The following is a 17,390-nucleotide window of genomic DNA, read 5'->3' as shown; positions in this document are numbered from 1 at the left end:
ACGCACTGTCAAGCGCTAATCGGTCCTCTTGTATCCCATCCCGACGGTTTGTTGAAACCCGCCTTCGTTCCACGTGATCCGATCGCGTTCCTTGGCAATTGACAGCATCTTGGCCGCGTCGCGCAAGAGGTCTACGGGCACGTGCGCCACGTCGCCAGACGCACCGTCTGCGGCCCCCTCCAACTGTTCGATCACTTCGCTGATTGATCCCACGCTTACCCCCGATTGATGGTCAAGCTTCGATTGTCGCAGGTTTGTCCGTGGGCTCGATCAAACCGGTGTTTTCGAAGTAGGGCGTCAGTTGGTCGATGGCCCGCTTCTCCAACTCCCGCATCCGCAGATTGATTTTGTCGTATGCCCGCTTATACGTCATGTGACTGGCACCGAACGACTTGGCCAGATCGCGGAAGCTGATGTCGACCTTGGCGTGGTTCGCGAACAGGCGCGCGAGGATGCAGTCGAGCGCCATCGTCGACACGCCATCGAATGACGGTGCGAGCCACGCGGACAGGTTCTGGATCGCTTCGGCGCGCTCCTGCAGGAAAAAGTAGCGCTTCACGCCGTCCGGCAGCCGCTCGTCACCCATCTGGCCGAAACGCGCCAGCACGGTCCAGCGTTCGATACTGGCCAACTTCGAATGGACCGCGCTTACCACCTCGGCGCACTGCGCGCGCACGTCGTCGCCACTAAGACCGCCGAAGTTGACCGTCGAATCGGATACATCGCCGATGAGCTGGTCGAGCCACTCGCGCTGCCGGCGCGTGAGCGTCGGTTGAATCTCCATGATGCGGATAAGCGCCGTCCGGAACACGTTCTTCGCGCGCGGATCGGTCGACAGAATGAGAAAAGACACGTGCAGTGCCTGACGGGTGTCGCGGAAAATGGCGTCCATGTGGTTTCTCTCTTTAGCGTGCGGGCGCTTTGCGCTTTTTGGCCACCTTCGTGGCAACTTCCTTTACTGAGTACTTTGGGCACCGGTCCGTCTCGTACAGGTCGCGCGCCGCTTTGCGCATCCCTTTCTTGCAGGTGAACTTCTCGAATCCTGGTGTGCGGTCCTGCTGGTTGAACCTGCAGCCGTGGCAGCAGTCGCGCTGCTTGCGCTGGAGCACGATGCAAGGATCGTCCGCGAGCGGCCAGTTCTTGCTCAAGCGTCTTCCTCGCCGGTCATGCCAAGGAAGCGGTAATCGACGCCGCGCTCTGCTGCCTGACCCACGTCGAACAGCGTCGGCTCGTGATTCACACTCAGTACGTTCGTCGAAATGTAAGTAGCCGGCGGCGACACTGACGTGCCGCCCCCCTGTGTGCGAGGCGCGCCATGGGTTGGCGCTGCGTTCTGGACGAACCAGCGCGCCCGCTTGCCGCATCGGTTGTTCAGAACATCAAAGATCACTATGACGGCACGCTGGTCTTCGCACGCAGTAACGTCGCGAACACGCATGCCCGTTACAGGATCGAAACGGCTTCTGTTCTGCGGGGCGCGACACCAGTCCAATGAGCCTGTGCCGTTGGAATGCTCACAATGCAGACAGTCCTTGCAGAGTTTCATGTCAGTGTCCGCAGGGAAGGTTGCCGTAGGGATCGGTCGTCGCACCACAGCTAAGGCAGGTCCGGGGCGTAGGGTCAATCTGAACGGTAAATTCAAACCACCGGAACGGTTCCCGGAAACCGATGTCGGCTTGCACAGTCATGGTTCCGTCTGGACCTGCCTTTGCGTCGCAAAACTTGACGTCGTATGACCAGCGAGGCACCCAGCCGATATCAGGGATTTTCTCGTCGATGATCAGACCGGCAGCGCGGAGTTCACCGGCTGTAATGCAGTCGGCCTCGTTGTATTGTTCGGTCATATGACTCCTTTGGCATGCAGCCTGACGATTGAACGGATGTGGCCTTCAAACCACGCGACGACGACTTCCGCGTAGGTCATGCCGCGCGGCGGCGGCCGCTGGCCGTCGTACACCGCATCGCACGCCGTGCACGCATACGCGCCACACAGATCGTCGGCTTTGAGTGCGCCGGCCTTGCCGCCCGCGACGCCGCGGTAGTGACTCCAGATAGTCGCGGCCGGATCGCAGAGGCATGCGCCGGGCAGCCGAACGAGACATTCCTCGTCGCGCGCCGAGTCGCGGATCTTCTGGTTGCGATAGGTGAGGGTTTTCGGGAACACGATGCGCGCGGTCATTCCCCGAACTCCGCAAAGATCGCCTCGATCATTCGTTCGCCGCCGGCGGCGTCGAGGTGCGGCCAGAGGTAGCGGGTCGCGTGCTCGCTGCGCAGGAACGCGATTGCATCATCGTGAAATTGGCGCATCGTGTCTTCGTCGCACTTCCTGTAGCTGATCGAGCGCGGCACCGGCACGACGCCGCCGCGCGGCCCGGCCATCCAGTCGACGAAGCCCGCGCCGATCTTCAGCCACGTGCGGAACTGTTCGAACGATCGGATCCGCTCCTGGCATTTGAAGACGGACGTCTCCAGCACCATGTGGCGTCGGTGGAAGCCACCGTGCCGCGCCGTCCATGTTTCGATGCTGAACATTTCGCCGACGCCGGCGCGCGTGATCCAGTTCCAGAATCGGCGCCACGACTTCTGATCTGTCTCAGCGAGACCATCGATCATTTCGAACAGCGCAAGGCGCAGCGTGGCGCGCTGCTCGTCGCTGAGCTGCAGGTCGGTCCGCTTGACGAGCGTGATTTCGCTCATGGATCAATAGCCCTTGTGCGGGTTGCGCTTCGAGTCCGCCTCGGCGCGTTCGCGCTCTACACGCCAACGAGCTTCACGCGGTGTCTCTTGACGCGGCGCCGGCTTGCTTTCAGCCTGCTCGCGGATGACTTTGGCCTGGTCACGGATGATTGGATCGTTTGAATTCATGCTGCCTCCAGTTCATCGTCGTGCGCGTTCATCGTCTGGCAGTAGACGCGGCCAGTACAACCGACGGGCGGCTGAACCAAACCGGCGGCGATGGCAAATGGATTGACCAACTTTCGCTTCTGACGGTGGGTCAGCGGTGGAGTGGCGTCAGGTAGTGCGCCGAGAGCCCAAACGGCGGCCGGCTTCCTGGCCGCTGGTCGCCAGTCACACACGTAGGCGATCCGACCGCGCCTGTGGTTGAGCAACTTGTACACAGCCGAGGTGTGGATTCCTGTTGCGGCAGTAATCTCGTCGGCCGTCATGCCGGCGTCAGCCGCGCGCAATGCTTTCTCAATGCGCTCCCAGTTCTCGCTGTAGTGGGGCTGAACGTAATCGGCAGGGCGCTTGAGGCCAAGGTGATACGCGCGGCTTCGGACACCGTCTTCGTTGTGCCGTGAGATGGACGCCGCAATGTCGCGCACCTCGACGCCAGCCTCGTACATCTTGCGCAAGGTCGCCTCCTCGGCGTTTGTCCACAATTCGTAGGTGGTTCTCGCACCCATCACGCAACCTCCAGATCAAGCGCTCGCGCGATCACGTCGACTCGCGGCGACAACGCGTAGCGCTTCTGCAGCACGACATCGGTGATGCGTGCATCGTCCACGTAGACCACGCCGTTCATGCCGTCTTTCAAGGCCTTTAGCACGTTGTCGGCATCCGGTTTTTTCGTCGCGCCGACCGCGCCAGTACGCGCCTTCTCCTGTTTCTTCTTCGACCAACTCTGCGGGATCGGCAGGTAGATTGCGACCGTGAGCGCGATGGGCCGGTCGAACGGATCCGCACCGGCCATCGCTTCCTGAGCAGCGAGCCGCACGAGGTTTTCGTACTGGACGGTTTCCTTCGGCGTGTAGGCGGTCACGAAATTGCCACGGCGCGCGAACTTGGCGCGGCCCTTCGCGACCGGCGTGCCTGGCACCGAGAAAATGATCTGGTTCAAGCGGCACCTCGTGCGTTGGATAACAGGGCAGGTTGCTGACGGATCTGCGTGATTTCGATCAGAGGCTTATTGCCGCCGCCGGTCATCACCGCATAAGCTGCGCGCGCTTCGCCGATCAGCACCGGCGGCTGGCTGTTCAGGCGTGCCTCGTTATTCGACGCTTCGGCGATGCCGATCAACACGGGCAGGTACTCCGGCGTCTCGCTGCGCATGCGGAACCCGCGGTAGCGATTGACGAACTCATTGCGAACGAACGGCCACGCTTCATCGTCCTTACCGCCGATAAGCACCCAGCCACCCATGTCCGTCACCACGCGGTGAATCACCGGATCGTCGAAGACCACGCTACGGTACGTGCCGACTTCCCGCACCGCGCGGTCGACCTTCGACCATGCGACCAGTGCCGCGTCCTGTGTCGAGCCGGACAGCATTTTCACGACGTCAGCGGGTTTCGGCGCGAACTGGCCGCTATCCGGGTTCACGCAATGGCGATTGAACGCGTCCTGCACCGCCGGCAGGTCGTACGCCCGAAGCGCTTCCCACCACACACGGCCTGCAAAATCGGAGAAATCCTTGCCGTAGAAGGCTAGGACGTCGGCCATCAGGTCGAAAAACTTTGCCTTGTCGGTTGTGATCACGTTCCCTCCTGGGCGAGACGCGCAGCAACGGTGCGGTTGCGTGCTTCGAGGTCTTCCTGCCGGTTGGGGCGGCCAGCACCACCGGGCTTCATGCGTGCGTTGATGGCTGCGGAAATCCACGCCGCAGGCTCAACCGGCTTGTCGCGCATGAACTGCCGCGCGAGCTCCCACGCCGAGTCGTCGCCAAGCTGCTTGCGGGCGGCGCCCATCAGCGATCGCGCGTTTCGGTCCGGCACGCCTCGTTCGACCAGCCACGGAACGGCGATCTGGAAAACCGCTTCTTCGGCGGTGAGGCCGGGCGGCAACTCGGTGGGCTGCGACGCGACAGCGTCACCTCCGATAGGAGGTGTATGTCCCTGTCCCTGTCCCTGTCTATTGCGATCCTCTGCCGAGTCGGGGGGCGAATCGGGGGGCGACGAATCCGGTGATCGGGGGGCGATCTTTTTTGGATCGGGGGGCGATCCCGCCACGATGGAAAGAACCTGCTTCTTTCGCAATGTTTTGGATTGCGGGGCGATCGCGGTGAGAAGTTGGGCGGCCTCGATAACGCGGCCTTCGAGTGCGACCGTGTCGATGTCGATGCCCCAGCGTTTTGCGTTGCCAGCGGATCCGGAAAGGCTGTTGAGCAGCTTCTCTATCCATGCCTCAAGCACTTTTTCCGCGACGACGCGATGATAGAGTCGCCCATCCGTGCATTTCTCCCATCCGCGAAGCGCGTGCTCCTTAACGCGCTTCCACGCTTTGGCCTTCGACAGGTGCTCGAGCATGCGGTCGTTATCTGGCAAACTCGCCGCCGGCACCTGGTGCCAACTTTCAAGCCATAACGTGATGGCGGCCGCGCGCTCGTCGCCGGTACCGAGAATCCACGTCTCGGAACTGAGCATCCGCTTCACGTCGACCGGCATGAACGCGAAGTCCTGCAGGTTGCAGTCGATGGGGGTGAGTGGTGACGGCAGTTCGATCATGCGGATTCCAGCAATAAGTCTGTCTGGATAGGAGCGTGCTCACGCACCCAAAACGTCTGTGACTGATTGGCCTCGATACGGTCGCGCATTACCTGCGCGCGCGATTCTTTGGTGGGAGGGGTGTACGGGCCGCGCCACGCACCGTCCATGCCAATATTCCGGGCGATATTGGTGCTGTCGGCGCTGGCGAAGGGGAAGCGTGTGAAGACATCCGGATTTAGCATGCGAAGGCCATGCAACTTGCAAACCGGCCTGCCGTCTCGATCGCACACGACGTCCATCGCTTCGGCCATGCGCGTGTACCAGATCGGCGTGCCGACGGTTGCAAACTCACCAGAACTGCCGAGGCAGACGCGTGGCCACGCGAGTGCCAAACGCTCAAGACGATCCAGACTCTCATGCAAATGCCAGACAGGAGCGCCGACCCAAGCGGCTCGCTCACGCCACGGCCATTCGGCGAGCAGCGCATCGTTAGCCGCTTCGTCGCCGTCGATGACGTCAGGGATAACTGCGAAGTCGAATGACGGATAGCGATGGAGCTCCGAAACCCAAGCGTAGTAGCGGCTCCAGTCGGTGACCGGCGCACCGCTTCGCCACGCTGAAAACGCGCCGTTGTCAACGGCGAACGACTGCGCTACGTCAATGACCAAGCCGAGTTGCTCCGGATGCTGAAATGAAACGAATGCGTGACCACTGGCTACGGCTCGCGCAGCGGCGGTGGCGGGGGTGATAGGGGTGCCGTGGTAGTGGATCATGAGTCCCTCCACACCCGGGATTTGACGAGGTCGGAGTGCGCTCTCATGCTGCGGCTTCCAATGTGTCGAACAGGGACGGCATTGAGAACTCGCGCTCCGCCGACTTCAGGTAGTGCACCTGGTCCATGAAGTAGGTCGAATTGAGTTCCGAGCCGCCCCCGCGGCGCCCTTTCAGAATCGCGCGATAGGGCACGGTGCCGAGGCCGCAGAACGGGTCGTACACGAGTTCGTCCGGATTGCTGTAGCGGTCGATCAGGCGATCAACGATGTCGAACTGCAGCGGACAGACGTGCTTCTCGACGGCGCGCTTCGCCTGGTCGCCATTGAGCGTCAGCATGCGCGTGACGTCGTGCCAAACGTCCGGATGGTGCGATCCCGGAGCAAGGCTCATAAAGGTCGACGGCAGCGCGCCGCGCGCCTCGAGTTCCTCGCCGATCCTGACGTGGAATTCGTAGTCGTAGACGTTCTGCAGGCTGTATTGCGTAAAGAGGCTCGCGAGCTTGTCCGGACCGAGCGCCGAGAGCTCCTCGGCAGTGATCTGCCGGTTGCCGCTACTGCGCCACAAGGCGTGTGCATCAACCTGCCAATGCGCGCGGGTGTATTGCTCTTTGGATTTCTTGACCGGCACGTCAGCGTAGCCCTTCGAGCGGTCTGTCTGCGGCTTGCGAAACAGCACGATATATTCCGGCGACCCAACGCCCATCTTCGTGCCATCCTTGCATTGCTCGGACCAGCCGAGGCGATACGTCTGGTTGTTCTCACGGACCACGTCCGTGACGACCGTGACTAGACCCATGTAGTCGAACCCGTGTTTACGGCCGTGCATGATGGCTTCGCAATGGAACGGGCTGACGGTGGGCGCACCGGCGCCGGTCACGTTACCGAACAGGATCCGGTCCTTGACGTGGCACGCGTAGATGCGGCCAGGCTTCAGGATGCGAAGCAGTTCTGGCGTGAGGTAATCCATCTGCGACCAGAAGTGGTCGTTATCGTCGGTATGGCCGAAGTCGTTGTAGCTCGGCGAATATTCGTAATGGTTCGCAAATGGGATCGACGTGACGATCAGGTCGACGTGGTTCTCTGGCTGCAGCTTCGCTTCTTCAACGCAGTCGTTATTCGCGACGACGAAGCGGTCACCGGCGACCTCGATGCGCTCGACACCTATCGAGCGCGCGAGTGTATCCTGCATGGCCAACTGGTTCAGGCCGTACTTGCGAATGATTTCGGTCATTTTTTGCACCATCTCGTCGTGCTGCACCCACTTTTGCTGGAGCGTGCGAAGTACTTCGCGCTCGGCCTCGCTGTAGACGACGTCGATGCGCACGCGGTACTTCTGCTGGAATCTCTGAATGCGGTGAACTGCCTGGATGAAATCGTTGAACTTGAAGCCGATGCCGCCAAAGATGGCGCGATGGCAGTGGCGCTGAAAATTGCAGCCGCTGCCGGCGATCACCGGCTTTGTCGACAGGCGTCGGTACTTCCCGTTACCAAAGTCCACAATGCGCTGCTCGCGCTCGTCCAGGTCCTGCGTGCCCCAGACGCTGACGACATCAGGGATGGCGGCCTGAATGGCGTGCCGCTCGGATTCGAGGTCGTGCCAGATGACGAAGTGATCGTCCGGATCTGCCGCGACAATTTCGGCAACCTTCGCGACGCGTGCGGGAAGACTTTCACGTTTCTCTGCTGCGGCGGCGCTGAGCCCGAGAGCGGGATCCTGAAACATCAACGTCTGGCCATCGCGATCCGCTCCGGCCTTCGCATAGTCCGTTGGCACCTCGTGATAACGGACGTCGAGCTCCGGAAGGTCGTAGCCTTCGTCGCTGTATCCGAGGTCGCTCGGAAACTGAATGAACACGGCCCAACTGGACACCCACAGCCAGAACTCCTGTTCCTTGTGCGGGTACAGCGTCAGGTTCCCGGCTTTCTCGCTGTCGCGCTGGAAAAAGCGGGTGAGAGCCTGCCCGGTGTCCATTACGCCGAGAAACCCGGCGTAATGAATGAGTTCCTTGAAACGGTTTGGGCTGGGCGTCGCGGTGTTGACCAGTTTGAATTTCACGGCTTCGAACAGCGGCAAGAATTCCTGGTAGGTCTTGCTGCCGAAACTGCGCAGCACGCTCGCTTCGTCCAGGCTGACTGCTGTGAACAGAGCCGGATCCAGCTTGCCGTCGCGGATCGTTTCGTAGTTCGTGAGGTAGAACGCGTGGCCCTCGGAGATTTCGGAGGCGCTCCGGATGAAACGCAGGTCGATGCCCAGCATCAGCGCGTCGCGGATCAATTCTTGGCGCACGCCGAGCGGACAGACGATCAATCCGATCCCGCCGGCCGCCGCGATGATCTGGCGAAGCCACTCACACTGCATCACCGACTTGCCGAGACCGAACTTGGCGAAGATCGCACGGTTGCCGCCGAGCACGGCCCAACGAACGATGTCGCGCTGATGGTCGAACAGGCATTCGTGCAGAGCAGACAGCTCTACGCGGAACCCCGCGAAGTTCGCCATCTTGATCTTCTGCCGGAGGAAGCCGGCGTAGTCGGGCGTGTTCATGCCGAAATTCCGGCTTGCCGCAGCAACTCGATCAGATGCGGTCCGAGTGCCTGAATCTGCTCGACAGCAGCCGCCTTTTTGTTGGCCTTGTCGCTGAGGAATTTCTCAACGAGGTAATAGATGGGCGACATGTCGCCGGTCTTCTCGAGGTACTTTTCGAATGAATCGATTGAGAAATGCCGGGAACCGTCTTCCGAAAGCTGCACGCTCAGATTGCTGGGGGCTTGATCGAGATCGATGGCGATACGCTTGAGGCCGCGCTGGTACACGCCAGTCGCCACGCAGTCTTTAAGGCTGCCGTAGCGGTCGATGAGCCCAGGTTCAAAGTCGAGTTGCATCTGGTTGCCCTTGTCTTTGATAGCCGCTGATTTCATCTGTTATCGCCCCAATTCACCGGTTATCAATGCGCCCGGTTAAAAATGGCGCCATATCTGACGCCACTGGAAATTTGAAATGCAACCTAAAAACACCGGTCGTGCCCTTCGCAGTACTAACGCCGGTCCGCGTCAGTACGTGCGCCCGATGTCAATCGGTCTTGTCGTCTACGCCGCCAACAGGGTTCTGGACGTCGTCGCTCGCCTTGATGCGGTCGATCAGTTCCGTCAAAAACAACTCGGGAAATTTGACCTTGACTTTGTCGGGGATACCCCGCGTTCTCCAGTTCTGGATACGTTGCACGCCACCGGATTTGTCGTAGCCCAACTTCTCAGCGAGCTTCGCGGGTCCGCCATGTGCGTCGATGATCGCGCTGTCGGGATGGAGATCAGGGTGTTTGCTCATGACGTCAATTAAACACCATGTTTAAACAAATTGCAAACACCATGTGTATCAACAAGACGTTTACTCAGGCCACAATCTCGCCATGGAAAAAGTGATGCACGAGACGGCAAAGCGTCTGTTCAGGGCGGCAAAGATCGTCCGTCGAGAGATCGAAGGGCCGGCCGATCTTGCGCGAGCGCTCAATGTGAGCGAGCAGACAATCAATAACTGGTCCTACCGCGGAGAAATCGGGGTTTCGAAGCCAGGACGTTTGGCCGCGCAAAAGCTGCTGGGAATCAGCGCGACGTGGATCGAAGACGGGACGGGGGAAATGTTTGCGGCGACCAGCCACAAAAGTGTCACGCATGATGCATCGATCAGCGCAACCAAAAGCGGGGTAATTGTTAAATCGACGGTCGAGCACGGGAATACGATGGGTGCCTCACACGCAGAGCCCGGCCTGGCGATCCGAGGGGAAGTTCCTCTTATCAGCTGGGACCAGGCCCGAACCTGGGACCCCCTGATGAACTCCTTCAACGACGTTGATGTACAACGCTGGATGCCGTGCCCAGCGCCGCATAGTCCAGCCACTTTTTGCATCGCAAACAATACGGAAACGATGGACGATGGAACTGCCATTGGCTATCGGGAAGGGGAAATCCTCTTCGTCGATCCGGAGGTGAAAGCCGTCCCGGACAGGGACATAATCGCCATTCTGCCCAATGGCAAAATGCTGTTCCGACGGTTGAAGGAAGACGGCGAAGGAATGTATTTGCTCGCGCTCAACGGGAAGCGGATTGAGCGATGGGAGGAAGGGACAACCGTCCGAGGCGTCGTCATCTTCTCTGGCGTGTTCCGTTAAAAAATCAATACTCAGCAAAACAAAGGGGAAGCCATGAAAGTGGTGGTGGCTATGTGTCTGAGTGCGTTCGCATTACTGGGATGCCAGCAAAAACCGGATGAAGCGGTGATGGCCGAATGCTGGTCTCAAGATACGAAGTCGGAGTTTTTGAAACTGGCAAGGCGCGACATAGAAGGGAAGATCGCAGACATTATTCGTGGAGGCGGTGAGACGGTCGACGACGCAGTAAAAAAGCGGATCGACAATTCCTTGGACGTAACTACATCGAATTTCTATGTGGCCGCAGTGGACCGGAACGCCGACAGCATCCGATGCGGAGCTGAGGTTGCCATGACTTATACCGGAGCCAACGGCAAAAAGTTCAACGCGGCCGGCGGGCACGCTGAGATGGACGTCTATCGATCTGAGGGCGGAAAAGAATATTCAATGCCCGGTCTACCGCTCATGCAACTTGTTTCAGATGCTACGAAGAGCAATTAGCCGCCTCAAAAATTGTCGTCGCTGTGCCCGATAAGCCCCGCCAAGTGCGGGGCTTTTTCGTATCTCCACCCGTTGCGCCAAGTGTCTCGGGGCAGACCCATCCTCGAGCCTCCATAGCGATTCTCGCCCATGAACAGCGGCGAACCCGCGCACCTCCTCCGCAGCGTGTGCGTTGTTACAAATTTCCCGGGAAAAATTAAACGCGGCGTTTGACATGTGTATAAACATGGTGTTTAATTCAATCCAACGCAGCACACAAAACACCTCGGGAGCCGGACATGATCAAGAACAGCAAGCAGTCGTGGGAAGTGGGTTCGACCGTCAAGGTCGGTTTCCTGTCGCTGACCGTAAAGGCAGCGATCGCCACGCCGGGGGACTTCGCTCCGGATGCCTACATCCTGGTCAACAAGGCCGGCACGCAGCTCTACAAATTTGTGCCTCACAACGGCGTCGAAAAGATTTCGCCGACCGAAGCGCGTGAGCTGATCGCTGATGCGTGGGTGCATGCCGACAAGATCGCTGCGGCGTGCGTGAAGCGTGCGGCGGATAGCGCCCGGGCCATCGCCGAGATCAACGAAATCATCTTTGCCTGAGCATCGCTCGGGCAGCGGAGCCAGCCATGGCCACCACGCTTCACAACTTCATCGTGATCGGCTGCAACGCGTACGACGAGTACACGTTCGTACCGTGGCTGAATCGCAATGTTTATCGGCGCACGGTTGATCTGAACCGTGTCTGCCTGCTGTGAGGGACCAAATGCAAGTTCTTGGACAGCACTACCCGAACGGCGACTACACGGCATTCCGCGCGCCGGTCCCCGTGGTCTTGATGGGCGATTCGCTTGTGGATTGCGCCGGCATTCCTTGGGCAATGAAGGATGCGTTCGGTACCTGGGTTTCGCCCACGCTTGCGCGCTGCGGAATCCGGTCAGTGGTTGAGGTTTCGGAATAGTAGGCGCCCTGAAGTGTGGATGCATGGCGGCGATCGGTGGGCGCGATCGCACCACGACTGACACGTTGCGCGGCCAAACGCTGCCTTATGCGAGCGCCACGCATCCACGCTTGAGGGCTGTCTTATCACGTTGATGAAGTTACCGGGCTGATGTGGACTGGCCCTCTCGAATAGGAGTACTTGGGATGGCTCGTCGCGGTCTAACGAAGGCAGTAAGCGGCGTCTACAGGATCACGGGATCGGACGGCGGTTTCTATATCGGAAGCAGCCAGAACATTCTTGCTCGCTGGAACGGACACAAGACCTACTTACGCAAGGGCGACCACCGGTCGAAGCAACTCCAAGCAGCCTTCAATGCGAGCGGTCTGGAATCTCTCAAGTTTGAAATCCTGTTCCTTTGTGACCTGAAGGATCTTCTGTTCTACGAGCAACGCGCACTGGACGTTTTTCGTCCGCCCTATAACGCGTCTCCGACAGCCGGAAGTTGCAAGGGGATTGCGCGGACGGCGGAAACCAAGGCGAAGTGCGCCGCAGCAAAAATTGGAAAGGTGCGTGGGCCAATGAGTCCCGAAACGCGCGAAAAGATCGCGGCGGCGGCTAGAGCCAGATCTGCACAGCCCGAGTATCGAGCGATGTTGTCGGCATCCATGAAAGGAAAGCCGAAATCGGCAGAGCATCGGGCCAAGCTGGCCGAGATCAACAAGGGCAAAGTGCTGACGCCTGAACACCGCGAAAAGATCGGCGCATCGAACAGAGCCACCAATTCTGCGAAGCGCAAGAACTCTGGTTCAGATGGAGCGTGAAATGGGCAAGTTCTTTAACCAAGAAATCTATCGCCAACTTGAGCGCCAGGTGGATCGTGGACTGGACGAGGCGATGGGCGATGCGGAACCGCCGCTTACGGAAGAAGAGCGCGCGGCCGAATGGGATCGCGACTACTGGGACCGGGTGGACGCGGTACCGCGCTCGGTTCGCCTCGGCGACGAAATGTACGCCCCGGGCATCAACCACGTTCGGTTGGGTGACACGCAATGAGCGGCCTCGCCGTTCCCGCTTCCATCTGGTTATTCCTCGCGTGCTGCGCGTGGGCATTTTTGAAAGGTGCGGCGTGAATCGCTACTTCTTCCATCGTCTCGTCGGCCGGTTCGTGCGCCGCGCAATCGGCATCCAGCGCGTTCCGGTTCGGCAGTTGACCGAGGCTGATCGCCGTGCGCTCGACATGGGTTATGGCCTCATCGCTGGTCTGGCCGCGATGGGCGTCGTGACGATCGTTCTGTTGCTTATCTCTGCGAGGCAGACATGCTGAAAGACCGCGTTCTCGATCTGAAGTACGAAATGCTTTGCGAGCGCACCAAGCGCCGTCAGGCGGCTGCGAAGGCTGAACTGGTTCGCCGCGGCGTCCAACCGCGCACGCCGATCGCCACCGGCTACGTTCCGCCGTCGGTGGCGCGTGTCTTCACGCACACGAACGTTCGGGGGTTGGCGTGATCCGCGCAATGGACCGCTTCTACGCGAAGCACCCGCACATCTCTTTTGCGATCGCAGTTGCGGTCGTCGTCGGGATCATGTGGATCACGAGCGAATGGGATCGTGCAGACACCGCCGCGCTGCGCCTGCAGATGTGGGCATCGAAGGGTGCGGTATGAGCGACCTTCGTATCCGCGCGTCGTCGTTCGGCAAGTTTTTCGATTGCGCCTATTCCTGGGAGGGTGAGCATCTGCTCGGCATCCGCAAGCCTGCGGGCCTGCGCGCGCTGCTCGGTACCAGCGTTCACGCCGGCACCGCCGCCTTCGACAGCGCACGTCTCAACCAAAGTGAGATTCGGCCCGACGACGCCGCCGGCGTTTTCATCGACACGCTGCATCACCCGGAGTACGACGTCGACTTCTCGAACGACAACATCAAGTTCACGGAAGCCGAGCGGATCGGACTGGTGCTCACGACGAAGTACTGCACCGAGATCGCGCCGCAGTTCGATTATGTCGCGGTGGAAATGTCGCTTGAACCGCTGGTGATCGATTGCGGTGGTGGTGTGTCGATCACGTTGACCGGAACGATGGACCGGGCCCGCGTCGCGGAGACTCACGACGGCACGATTATCCCGGACGTGAAAACCGGCGCGCGTGTCGTGACGAACGGCGAGGCCAACATCAAGTCGCGCTCGGCGCAAACCGGCACGTACCAGCTGATGTACGAGCACACGACGCAGCAGCGCACGGCGGGCGCCCAGATCATCGGCCTCGGCACAACGTCGAAGACGCCGATCGCCGTCAGTCCGGTGTTTGACGCGCGGCGCGTACTGGTCGGCACCGACGAAGCGCCGGGCCTGATTCAACTCGCCGCCGACATGTTCCGCGCCGGTCTCTTCCCACCCAATCCGCAGTCGTACCTGTGCAGCAAGACCTATTGCGCGCGCTGGAACACCTGCATCTATCACGAATAAAAAGGACGCTTCCGATGAACGCCCCAGCACAACCGCGCACGTTGCAGGACGTTGCGCAACAACCGAACCGCGACGCCAACCTGCCGGCTGTGCAGATGGGTTTCGCCAACAGTCAGTCGTTTGAGCTCATGCAGCGAGCGGCAAAGATGCTGACCCATTCCACGCTCGTGCCCGTCGCTTACCGCGCGCGCACCGAGATCAAGGAATACGGGAAGGTGACCGGTTACGAAGACAACCCGAGCGGGCTGTCGAACTGCGTTGTCGCACTCAACATGGCGCAACGCATGGGCGCTGACCCGCTGATGGTGATGCAAAACCTGTACATCGTCGAAGGCCGGCCGTCGTGGTCGTCGCAATTCATCATCGCGGCGATCAACTCGTGCGGCAAGTACTCGCCGCTGCGTTTCGATCTCAGCAAGGCCGGTGATCTGGAAGAGGTCACATACACCGCCACCGAGTGGCAGGACCAGCCGAATGGCGGCCGCGCGAAGAAAGTCCAGGTCGAGAAGAAGGTCAAGGTTCGCCATCAGACGTGTGTGGCCTGGGCGATCGAGAAAGAGACCGGCGCGCGGCTCGAATCGCCAACGATCAGCATCCAGATGGCGATCGACGAAGGCTGGCTCACAAAGAACGGCAGCAAGTGGATGACGATGCCCGAAGTAATGCTTCGCTATCGCTCCGCCGCTTTCTTCGGCAAGTTGTACGCGCCGGAACTTCTGATGGGCCTGCAAACAGCCGAAGAAGCGCAGGACATCATCGATCTGGAGCCGCAGGCGGATGGCAAGTTGGCGGTGGATGTCGAGTCGCTGCGCGCCGCTTCGATGTCGCCGGCCGCGCGCCGCGCGGAATCGGACGCTACCGACGTTCAAGCGACCGACGTGGGCAGTCAGGGGCCCGCGCAAGCGACACAGACTGGTGAGGCTGAGCAGCAACCTACCCAGCAGCAGGCAACCGACGCAGGCGCTCCGTCCAGTGCGGCTCCGGCGGCAGCAAGTGCCGAGTCGAGTGGCCCGCTCTCCGAATCGCAGATCGCCGCGCGCCTGAACGCCGCGAACAACAGCGACGAGTTGACCACCGCGATCGCGCTCATCGCCGATGTGCCGGACCCGGATGCCGAAGAGCGGCTGAGCGCGATCGCTTCCGAACTGCGCAAGAAGTTCGACCGGGCTGGCCGCCGCACGCGCGGCGCCGCGCCGAGCGTCGAGTAACCGTCAATGGGGTTGCCGATCGGCGCTCGGCGTATGTAGCTCGCGAGCGTTGATCTACGCCTTCCGCCGTCGGCGTGCCCCGCCCAATATCCGAGAGAAAGAAAATGCAGATCCAGCACATCACCGCAAAGCACTTTATCGGCGCACGCGCCGTAGACCTCGACCTCGACACACCCGTAACAATCTTTGCCGGGCCGAATGGCGCCGGCAAGAGCAGCCTGCGCGAAGCGATCAGCGCGGCGCTGACCGGCGATATCTCGCGCGTCGCGTTGAAGAAAGACTATCCGTCCATGGTGACGGAGGGCTCGAAGAAGGCGGTGGTGTCCGTCGACACCGATGCCGGATCCGCGAGCCTGACACTGCCGGATGGAAAGCACGTCGGCCTGAAGGTGTACACCGGCGCGTTGCCATACGTCCTGGAGCCGTCCACGTTCGCCAGCATGAAGGCCGACGATCGCCGTACGTTCCTGTTCGACCTGACTGGCCTGCGGGCTACGCCCGAAACCGTGAAGGCTTCGCTGCTCGAGCGCGAGTGCGACGCAGCGAAGGTTGAGAAGGTCCTGCCGATGCTGCGCTCGGGCTTTCCGGCCGCAGTGAAGTTTGCCGAAGACGAAGCGCGCGAGGCGAAAGGTGCCTGGAAGACGGTGACCGGCGAGCAGTGGGGTTCCGACAAGGGCGAAGGATGGGAAGCGGAGGTGCCGCTCTTCGACGTCAAGCGGCACGACGACGTGACGGAACAACTGGTCGCGGTCGAGGGCCGGCTCGCGGCGGCGAACAAAGACGTCGGAGCGCTGCAGGTGAAGCACGACGCATACAAGGCGGCCACCGCGAGCGCAGAGCGCAACGCGGAGCTGGCCGAGAGCGTCACGCGCATCGAGGCGAAGTTAGCCACCGACAAGCAGCACTTCGCCCAGGTCGAAGCAGCGCTGCTGGAAGCGCAACAGCGCGCCGGCGACGCGCCGCGTGAAGGCCTCGTGCACGAACTCGCCGCAGCAGTGCGCGAATTCACGGTGATCATCGACGACGCGCAAAGTTTGGTGCAACGAGCTACTGGCACGATCAAGCCGTGGTCTGACTATCGGCTCGATGTCGTCGAAAGCGCCTACGCAGCTTATGTCGAACAGTACGGGGAGCCGGGTGCGGATGGCGACGCGGACGCGCGTGCCAAGCTGCCGGAACTGATTCGAGCGCGCGATCTGATGAAGCGCTCGGTCGAGAACGACGAGCGGGATCTCGCCGCCGCGCGTGCAGCGTCCGAGTCGTTGAAGTTGAAAGCCGACGTGGAGACGGTCACCGAAGAGCATGTGACCGCCGCGCGCCGCAGCGTGACAGCCGCGACCGACCAACGCGCAAACCTGCGCGCTGAGTTGGACAAGCTCAACAACGCGAAGCGCGCCGCAGAGACCGCCGCCTCGAAGACAAAAGACGCTGCCCGGCACCACGCCGATATCGCGCAGTGGCTGGCCATCGCCGTTGCGCTGTCACCGGACGGCATCCCGGGCGACATGCTGGCCAAGGTGCTCGCGCCCATCAACCACCAACTCGCTTCGCTGGCTGCGTTCGCCGATTGGGCGGTACCGGAGATCGGCGCCGACATGGCGATCCGCGCCGGCGGCCGGCTGTACTCGCTGCTCAGTGAATCTGAGAAATACCGCGTCGATGCGCTCGTCGCGCTGACGATCGCGGTGCTGTCGGAAAGCCGGCTTGTGTCGTTCGACCGGTTTGATGTGCTCGACATCCCGGGCCGTGGCGATCTGCTCGCGCTGCTGGACGACATGGCCAAGGAAGGCGAGATCACCACCGCCCTGGTGTTCGGCACGCTGAAGAAGGTGCCTGAGGGTCTGCCGGCCACGACTCGCGCGCACTGGATCGAGCGGGGCGAATTGATCGCGACGACCTCGGTCGCCCAAGCCGCCTGACGCCACCACCAACCAACCCCCCAT

27 protein-coding genes are annotated in these 17,390 nt (G+C 60.9%); 12 read left to right on the top strand and 15 right to left on the bottom strand.

Annotation, left to right across the window (positions count from 1 at the left end; all coding sequences use genetic code 11):
* Nucleotides 1-232: 232 nt before the first annotated feature.
* From B0G82_RS19545 to B0G82_RS19480, 15 genes are all read right to left on the bottom strand, one after another.
* Complete coding sequence (locus tag B0G82_RS19545; protein WP_121308517.1) at nucleotides 233-892, bottom strand: hypothetical protein; 660 nt, start codon at nucleotides 890-892, stop codon at nucleotides 233-235.
* A gap of 13 nt (nucleotides 893-905) precedes the next feature.
* Nucleotides 906-1,148 (bottom strand): hypothetical protein, encoded by a 243-nt coding sequence (locus B0G82_RS19540; protein ID WP_121308516.1) that lies wholly within the window; start codon nucleotides 1,146-1,148, stop codon nucleotides 906-908.
* A complete protein-coding gene (locus B0G82_RS19535; RefSeq protein WP_147439518.1) occupies nucleotides 1,145-1,546 on the bottom strand; it encodes a hypothetical protein in 402 nt (133 codons plus the stop codon). Before B0G82_RS19535 ends, B0G82_RS19540 begins: the two co-directional genes overlap by 4 nt.
* Before the next feature lies 1 nt (nucleotide 1,547).
* Nucleotides 1,548-1,844 (bottom strand): hypothetical protein, encoded by a 297-nt coding sequence (locus tag B0G82_RS19530; RefSeq protein ID WP_121308514.1) that lies wholly within the window; start codon nucleotides 1,842-1,844, stop codon nucleotides 1,548-1,550.
* Nucleotides 1,841-2,179, bottom strand: a complete 339-nt coding sequence (locus B0G82_RS19525; protein ID WP_121308513.1) for a nuclease domain-containing protein — start codon at nucleotides 2,177-2,179, stop codon at nucleotides 1,841-1,843. The genes B0G82_RS19530 and B0G82_RS19525 overlap by 4 nt, the downstream gene beginning before the upstream one ends.
* Entirely contained in the window at nucleotides 2,176-2,697 is a 522-nt protein-coding gene (locus B0G82_RS19520) for a DUF1367 family protein (RefSeq protein WP_121308512.1), read from the bottom strand. The genes B0G82_RS19525 and B0G82_RS19520 overlap by 4 nt, the downstream gene beginning before the upstream one ends.
* 3 nt (nucleotides 2,698-2,700) lie before the next feature.
* Nucleotides 2,701-2,865, bottom strand: a complete 165-nt coding sequence (locus B0G82_RS39760; RefSeq protein WP_158608164.1) for a hypothetical protein — start codon at nucleotides 2,863-2,865, stop codon at nucleotides 2,701-2,703.
* Nucleotides 2,862-3,407: a hypothetical protein gene (locus B0G82_RS19515; RefSeq protein WP_121308511.1), complete on the bottom strand. Its 546-nt coding sequence runs from the start codon at nucleotides 3,405-3,407 to the stop codon at nucleotides 2,862-2,864. Before B0G82_RS19515 ends, B0G82_RS39760 begins: the two co-directional genes overlap by 4 nt.
* Nucleotides 3,407-3,841, bottom strand: coding sequence for a RusA family crossover junction endodeoxyribonuclease (locus B0G82_RS19510; protein WP_121308510.1), 435 nt, complete (start codon nucleotides 3,839-3,841; stop codon nucleotides 3,407-3,409). Before B0G82_RS19510 ends, B0G82_RS19515 begins: the two co-directional genes overlap by 1 nt.
* Complete coding sequence (locus B0G82_RS19505; protein ID WP_241974635.1) at nucleotides 3,838-4,479, bottom strand: DUF6475 domain-containing protein; 642 nt, start codon at nucleotides 4,477-4,479, stop codon at nucleotides 3,838-3,840. Before B0G82_RS19505 ends, B0G82_RS19510 begins: the two co-directional genes overlap by 4 nt.
* Nucleotides 4,476-5,444, bottom strand: a complete 969-nt coding sequence (locus B0G82_RS19500; protein WP_121308509.1) for a DUF1376 domain-containing protein — start codon at nucleotides 5,442-5,444, stop codon at nucleotides 4,476-4,478. Before B0G82_RS19500 ends, B0G82_RS19505 begins: the two co-directional genes overlap by 4 nt.
* Entirely contained in the window at nucleotides 5,441-6,199 is a 759-nt protein-coding gene (locus B0G82_RS19495) for a hypothetical protein (RefSeq protein ID WP_121308508.1), read from the bottom strand. The genes B0G82_RS19500 and B0G82_RS19495 overlap by 4 nt, the downstream gene beginning before the upstream one ends.
* Before the next feature lie 43 nt (nucleotides 6,200-6,242).
* Nucleotides 6,243-8,744 carry a DNA methyltransferase gene (locus B0G82_RS19490; protein WP_121308507.1) on the bottom strand — a complete coding sequence of 834 codons (2,502 nt, stop codon included), beginning with the start codon at nucleotides 8,742-8,744 and terminating at the stop codon, nucleotides 6,243-6,245.
* Nucleotides 8,741-9,118 (bottom strand): hypothetical protein, encoded by a 378-nt coding sequence (locus B0G82_RS19485; RefSeq protein ID WP_241974634.1) that lies wholly within the window; start codon nucleotides 9,116-9,118, stop codon nucleotides 8,741-8,743. The genes B0G82_RS19490 and B0G82_RS19485 overlap by 4 nt, the downstream gene beginning before the upstream one ends.
* A gap of 151 nt (nucleotides 9,119-9,269) precedes the next feature.
* Nucleotides 9,270-9,524, bottom strand: a complete 255-nt coding sequence (locus B0G82_RS19480; RefSeq protein WP_121308506.1) for a hypothetical protein — start codon at nucleotides 9,522-9,524, stop codon at nucleotides 9,270-9,272.
* Between the two features lie 43 nt (nucleotides 9,525-9,567).
* Here B0G82_RS19480 and B0G82_RS19475 point away from each other — a divergent pair, with 43 nt between their 5' ends.
* From B0G82_RS19475 to B0G82_RS19425, 12 genes are all read left to right on the top strand, one after another.
* Nucleotides 9,568-10,365 (top strand): LexA family transcriptional regulator, encoded by a 798-nt coding sequence (locus B0G82_RS19475; RefSeq protein ID WP_147439516.1) that lies wholly within the window; start codon nucleotides 9,568-9,570, stop codon nucleotides 10,363-10,365.
* Nucleotides 10,366-10,398: 33 nt separating this feature from the next.
* Complete coding sequence (locus B0G82_RS19470) at nucleotides 10,399-10,845, top strand: hypothetical protein (protein WP_121308504.1); 447 nt, start codon at nucleotides 10,399-10,401, stop codon at nucleotides 10,843-10,845.
* A 278-nt stretch (nucleotides 10,846-11,123) separates the two neighbouring features.
* Nucleotides 11,124-11,438, top strand: coding sequence for a hypothetical protein (locus B0G82_RS19465; RefSeq protein ID WP_121308503.1), 315 nt, complete (start codon nucleotides 11,124-11,126; stop codon nucleotides 11,436-11,438).
* 26 nt (nucleotides 11,439-11,464) lie between these two features.
* On the top strand, nucleotides 11,465-11,593 hold the full coding sequence (locus B0G82_RS41095) for a hypothetical protein (RefSeq protein ID WP_277872787.1): 129 nt from the start codon (nucleotides 11,465-11,467) through the stop codon (nucleotides 11,591-11,593).
* A 388-nt stretch (nucleotides 11,594-11,981) separates the two neighbouring features.
* Nucleotides 11,982-12,599, top strand: a complete 618-nt coding sequence (locus B0G82_RS19455) for a GIY-YIG nuclease family protein (RefSeq protein ID WP_121308501.1) — start codon at nucleotides 11,982-11,984, stop codon at nucleotides 12,597-12,599.
* A gap of 1 nt (nucleotide 12,600) precedes the next feature.
* Nucleotides 12,601-12,831, top strand: a complete 231-nt coding sequence (locus B0G82_RS19450) for a hypothetical protein (RefSeq protein ID WP_121308500.1) — start codon at nucleotides 12,601-12,603, stop codon at nucleotides 12,829-12,831.
* 73 nt (nucleotides 12,832-12,904) lie between these two features.
* Entirely contained in the window at nucleotides 12,905-13,102 is a 198-nt protein-coding gene (locus tag B0G82_RS19445; protein WP_121308499.1) for a hypothetical protein, read from the top strand.
* On the top strand, nucleotides 13,096-13,284 hold the full coding sequence (locus tag B0G82_RS19440; protein WP_121308498.1) for a hypothetical protein: 189 nt from the start codon (nucleotides 13,096-13,098) through the stop codon (nucleotides 13,282-13,284). Before B0G82_RS19445 ends, B0G82_RS19440 begins: the two co-directional genes overlap by 7 nt.
* 8 nt (nucleotides 13,285-13,292) lie before the next feature.
* Nucleotides 13,293-13,442: a hypothetical protein gene (locus tag B0G82_RS39755; RefSeq protein ID WP_158608163.1), complete on the top strand. Its 150-nt coding sequence runs from the start codon at nucleotides 13,293-13,295 to the stop codon at nucleotides 13,440-13,442.
* On the top strand, nucleotides 13,439-14,239 hold the full coding sequence (locus B0G82_RS19435; protein WP_121308497.1) for a PD-(D/E)XK nuclease family protein: 801 nt from the start codon (nucleotides 13,439-13,441) through the stop codon (nucleotides 14,237-14,239). Before B0G82_RS39755 ends, B0G82_RS19435 begins: the two co-directional genes overlap by 4 nt.
* 14 nt (nucleotides 14,240-14,253) lie before the next feature.
* The gene (locus tag B0G82_RS40120) at nucleotides 14,254-15,447 is read left to right on the top strand and encodes a hypothetical protein (RefSeq protein ID WP_199730112.1); all 1,194 of its coding nucleotides are present in this window, start codon (nucleotides 14,254-14,256) and stop codon (nucleotides 15,445-15,447) included.
* A gap of 104 nt (nucleotides 15,448-15,551) precedes the next feature.
* Complete coding sequence (locus tag B0G82_RS19425; protein WP_121308496.1) at nucleotides 15,552-17,366, top strand: AAA family ATPase; 1,815 nt, start codon at nucleotides 15,552-15,554, stop codon at nucleotides 17,364-17,366.
* Nucleotides 17,367-17,390 lie beyond the last annotated feature (24 nt).

It is taken from the genome of Paraburkholderia sp. BL17N1 (assembly GCF_003634175.1).
Lineage (GTDB): Bacteria > Pseudomonadota > Gammaproteobacteria > Burkholderiales > Burkholderiaceae > Paraburkholderia.
The sequence above is the reverse complement of the archived record's forward strand: the minus strand, read 5'-3'. Positions and strand labels throughout refer to the sequence as shown.

Bases quoted from the DNA above. Each gene is read 5' to 3' on its own strand.
- B0G82_RS19440 (WP_121308498.1), top strand. From the start codon at position 13,096: ATGCTGAAAGACCGCGTTCTCGATCTGAAGTACGAAATGCTTTGCGAG.
- B0G82_RS19535 (WP_147439518.1), bottom strand. From the start codon at position 1,546: ATGAAACTCTGCAAGGACTGTCTGCATTGTGAGCATTCCAACGGCACA.
- B0G82_RS19525 (WP_121308513.1), bottom strand. From the start codon at position 2,179: ATGACCGCGCGCATCGTGTTCCCGAAAACCCTCACCTATCGCAACCAG.
- B0G82_RS19455 (WP_121308501.1), top strand. From the start codon at position 11,982: ATGGCTCGTCGCGGTCTAACGAAGGCAGTAAGCGGCGTCTACAGGATC.
- B0G82_RS19530 (WP_121308514.1), bottom strand. From the start codon at position 1,844: ATGACCGAACAATACAACGAGGCCGACTGCATTACAGCCGGTGAACTC.
- B0G82_RS19515 (WP_121308511.1), bottom strand. From the start codon at position 3,407: ATGGGTGCGAGAACCACCTACGAATTGTGGACAAACGCCGAGGAGGCG.
- B0G82_RS19450 (WP_121308500.1), top strand. From the start codon at position 12,601: ATGGGCAAGTTCTTTAACCAAGAAATCTATCGCCAACTTGAGCGCCAG.
- B0G82_RS19495 (WP_121308508.1), bottom strand. From the start codon at position 6,199: ATGATCCACTACCACGGCACCCCTATCACCCCCGCCACCGCCGCTGCG.
- B0G82_RS19500 (WP_121308509.1), bottom strand. From the start codon at position 5,444: ATGATCGAACTGCCGTCACCACTCACCCCCATCGACTGCAACCTGCAG.
- B0G82_RS19520 (WP_121308512.1), bottom strand. From the start codon at position 2,697: ATGAGCGAAATCACGCTCGTCAAGCGGACCGACCTGCAGCTCAGCGAC.
- B0G82_RS19465 (WP_121308503.1), top strand. From the start codon at position 11,124: ATGATCAAGAACAGCAAGCAGTCGTGGGAAGTGGGTTCGACCGTCAAG.
- B0G82_RS19545 (WP_121308517.1), bottom strand. From the start codon at position 892: ATGGACGCCATTTTCCGCGACACCCGTCAGGCACTGCACGTGTCTTTT.
- B0G82_RS40120 (WP_199730112.1), top strand. From the start codon at position 14,254: ATGAACGCCCCAGCACAACCGCGCACGTTGCAGGACGTTGCGCAACAA.
- B0G82_RS41095 (WP_277872787.1), top strand. From the start codon at position 11,465: ATGGCCACCACGCTTCACAACTTCATCGTGATCGGCTGCAACGCGTAC.
- B0G82_RS19435 (WP_121308497.1), top strand. From the start codon at position 13,439: ATGAGCGACCTTCGTATCCGCGCGTCGTCGTTCGGCAAGTTTTTCGAT.
- B0G82_RS19470 (WP_121308504.1), top strand. From the start codon at position 10,399: ATGAAAGTGGTGGTGGCTATGTGTCTGAGTGCGTTCGCATTACTGGGA.
- B0G82_RS19480 (WP_121308506.1), bottom strand. From the start codon at position 9,524: ATGAGCAAACACCCTGATCTCCATCCCGACAGCGCGATCATCGACGCA.
- B0G82_RS39760 (WP_158608164.1), bottom strand. From the start codon at position 2,865: ATGAATTCAAACGATCCAATCATCCGTGACCAGGCCAAAGTCATCCGC.
- B0G82_RS19490 (WP_121308507.1), bottom strand. From the start codon at position 8,744: ATGAACACGCCCGACTACGCCGGCTTCCTCCGGCAGAAGATCAAGATG.
- B0G82_RS19485 (WP_241974634.1), bottom strand. From the start codon at position 9,118: ATGAAATCAGCGGCTATCAAAGACAAGGGCAACCAGATGCAACTCGAC.
- B0G82_RS39755 (WP_158608163.1), top strand. From the start codon at position 13,293: ATGGACCGCTTCTACGCGAAGCACCCGCACATCTCTTTTGCGATCGCA.
- B0G82_RS19425 (WP_121308496.1), top strand. From the start codon at position 15,552: ATGCAGATCCAGCACATCACCGCAAAGCACTTTATCGGCGCACGCGCC.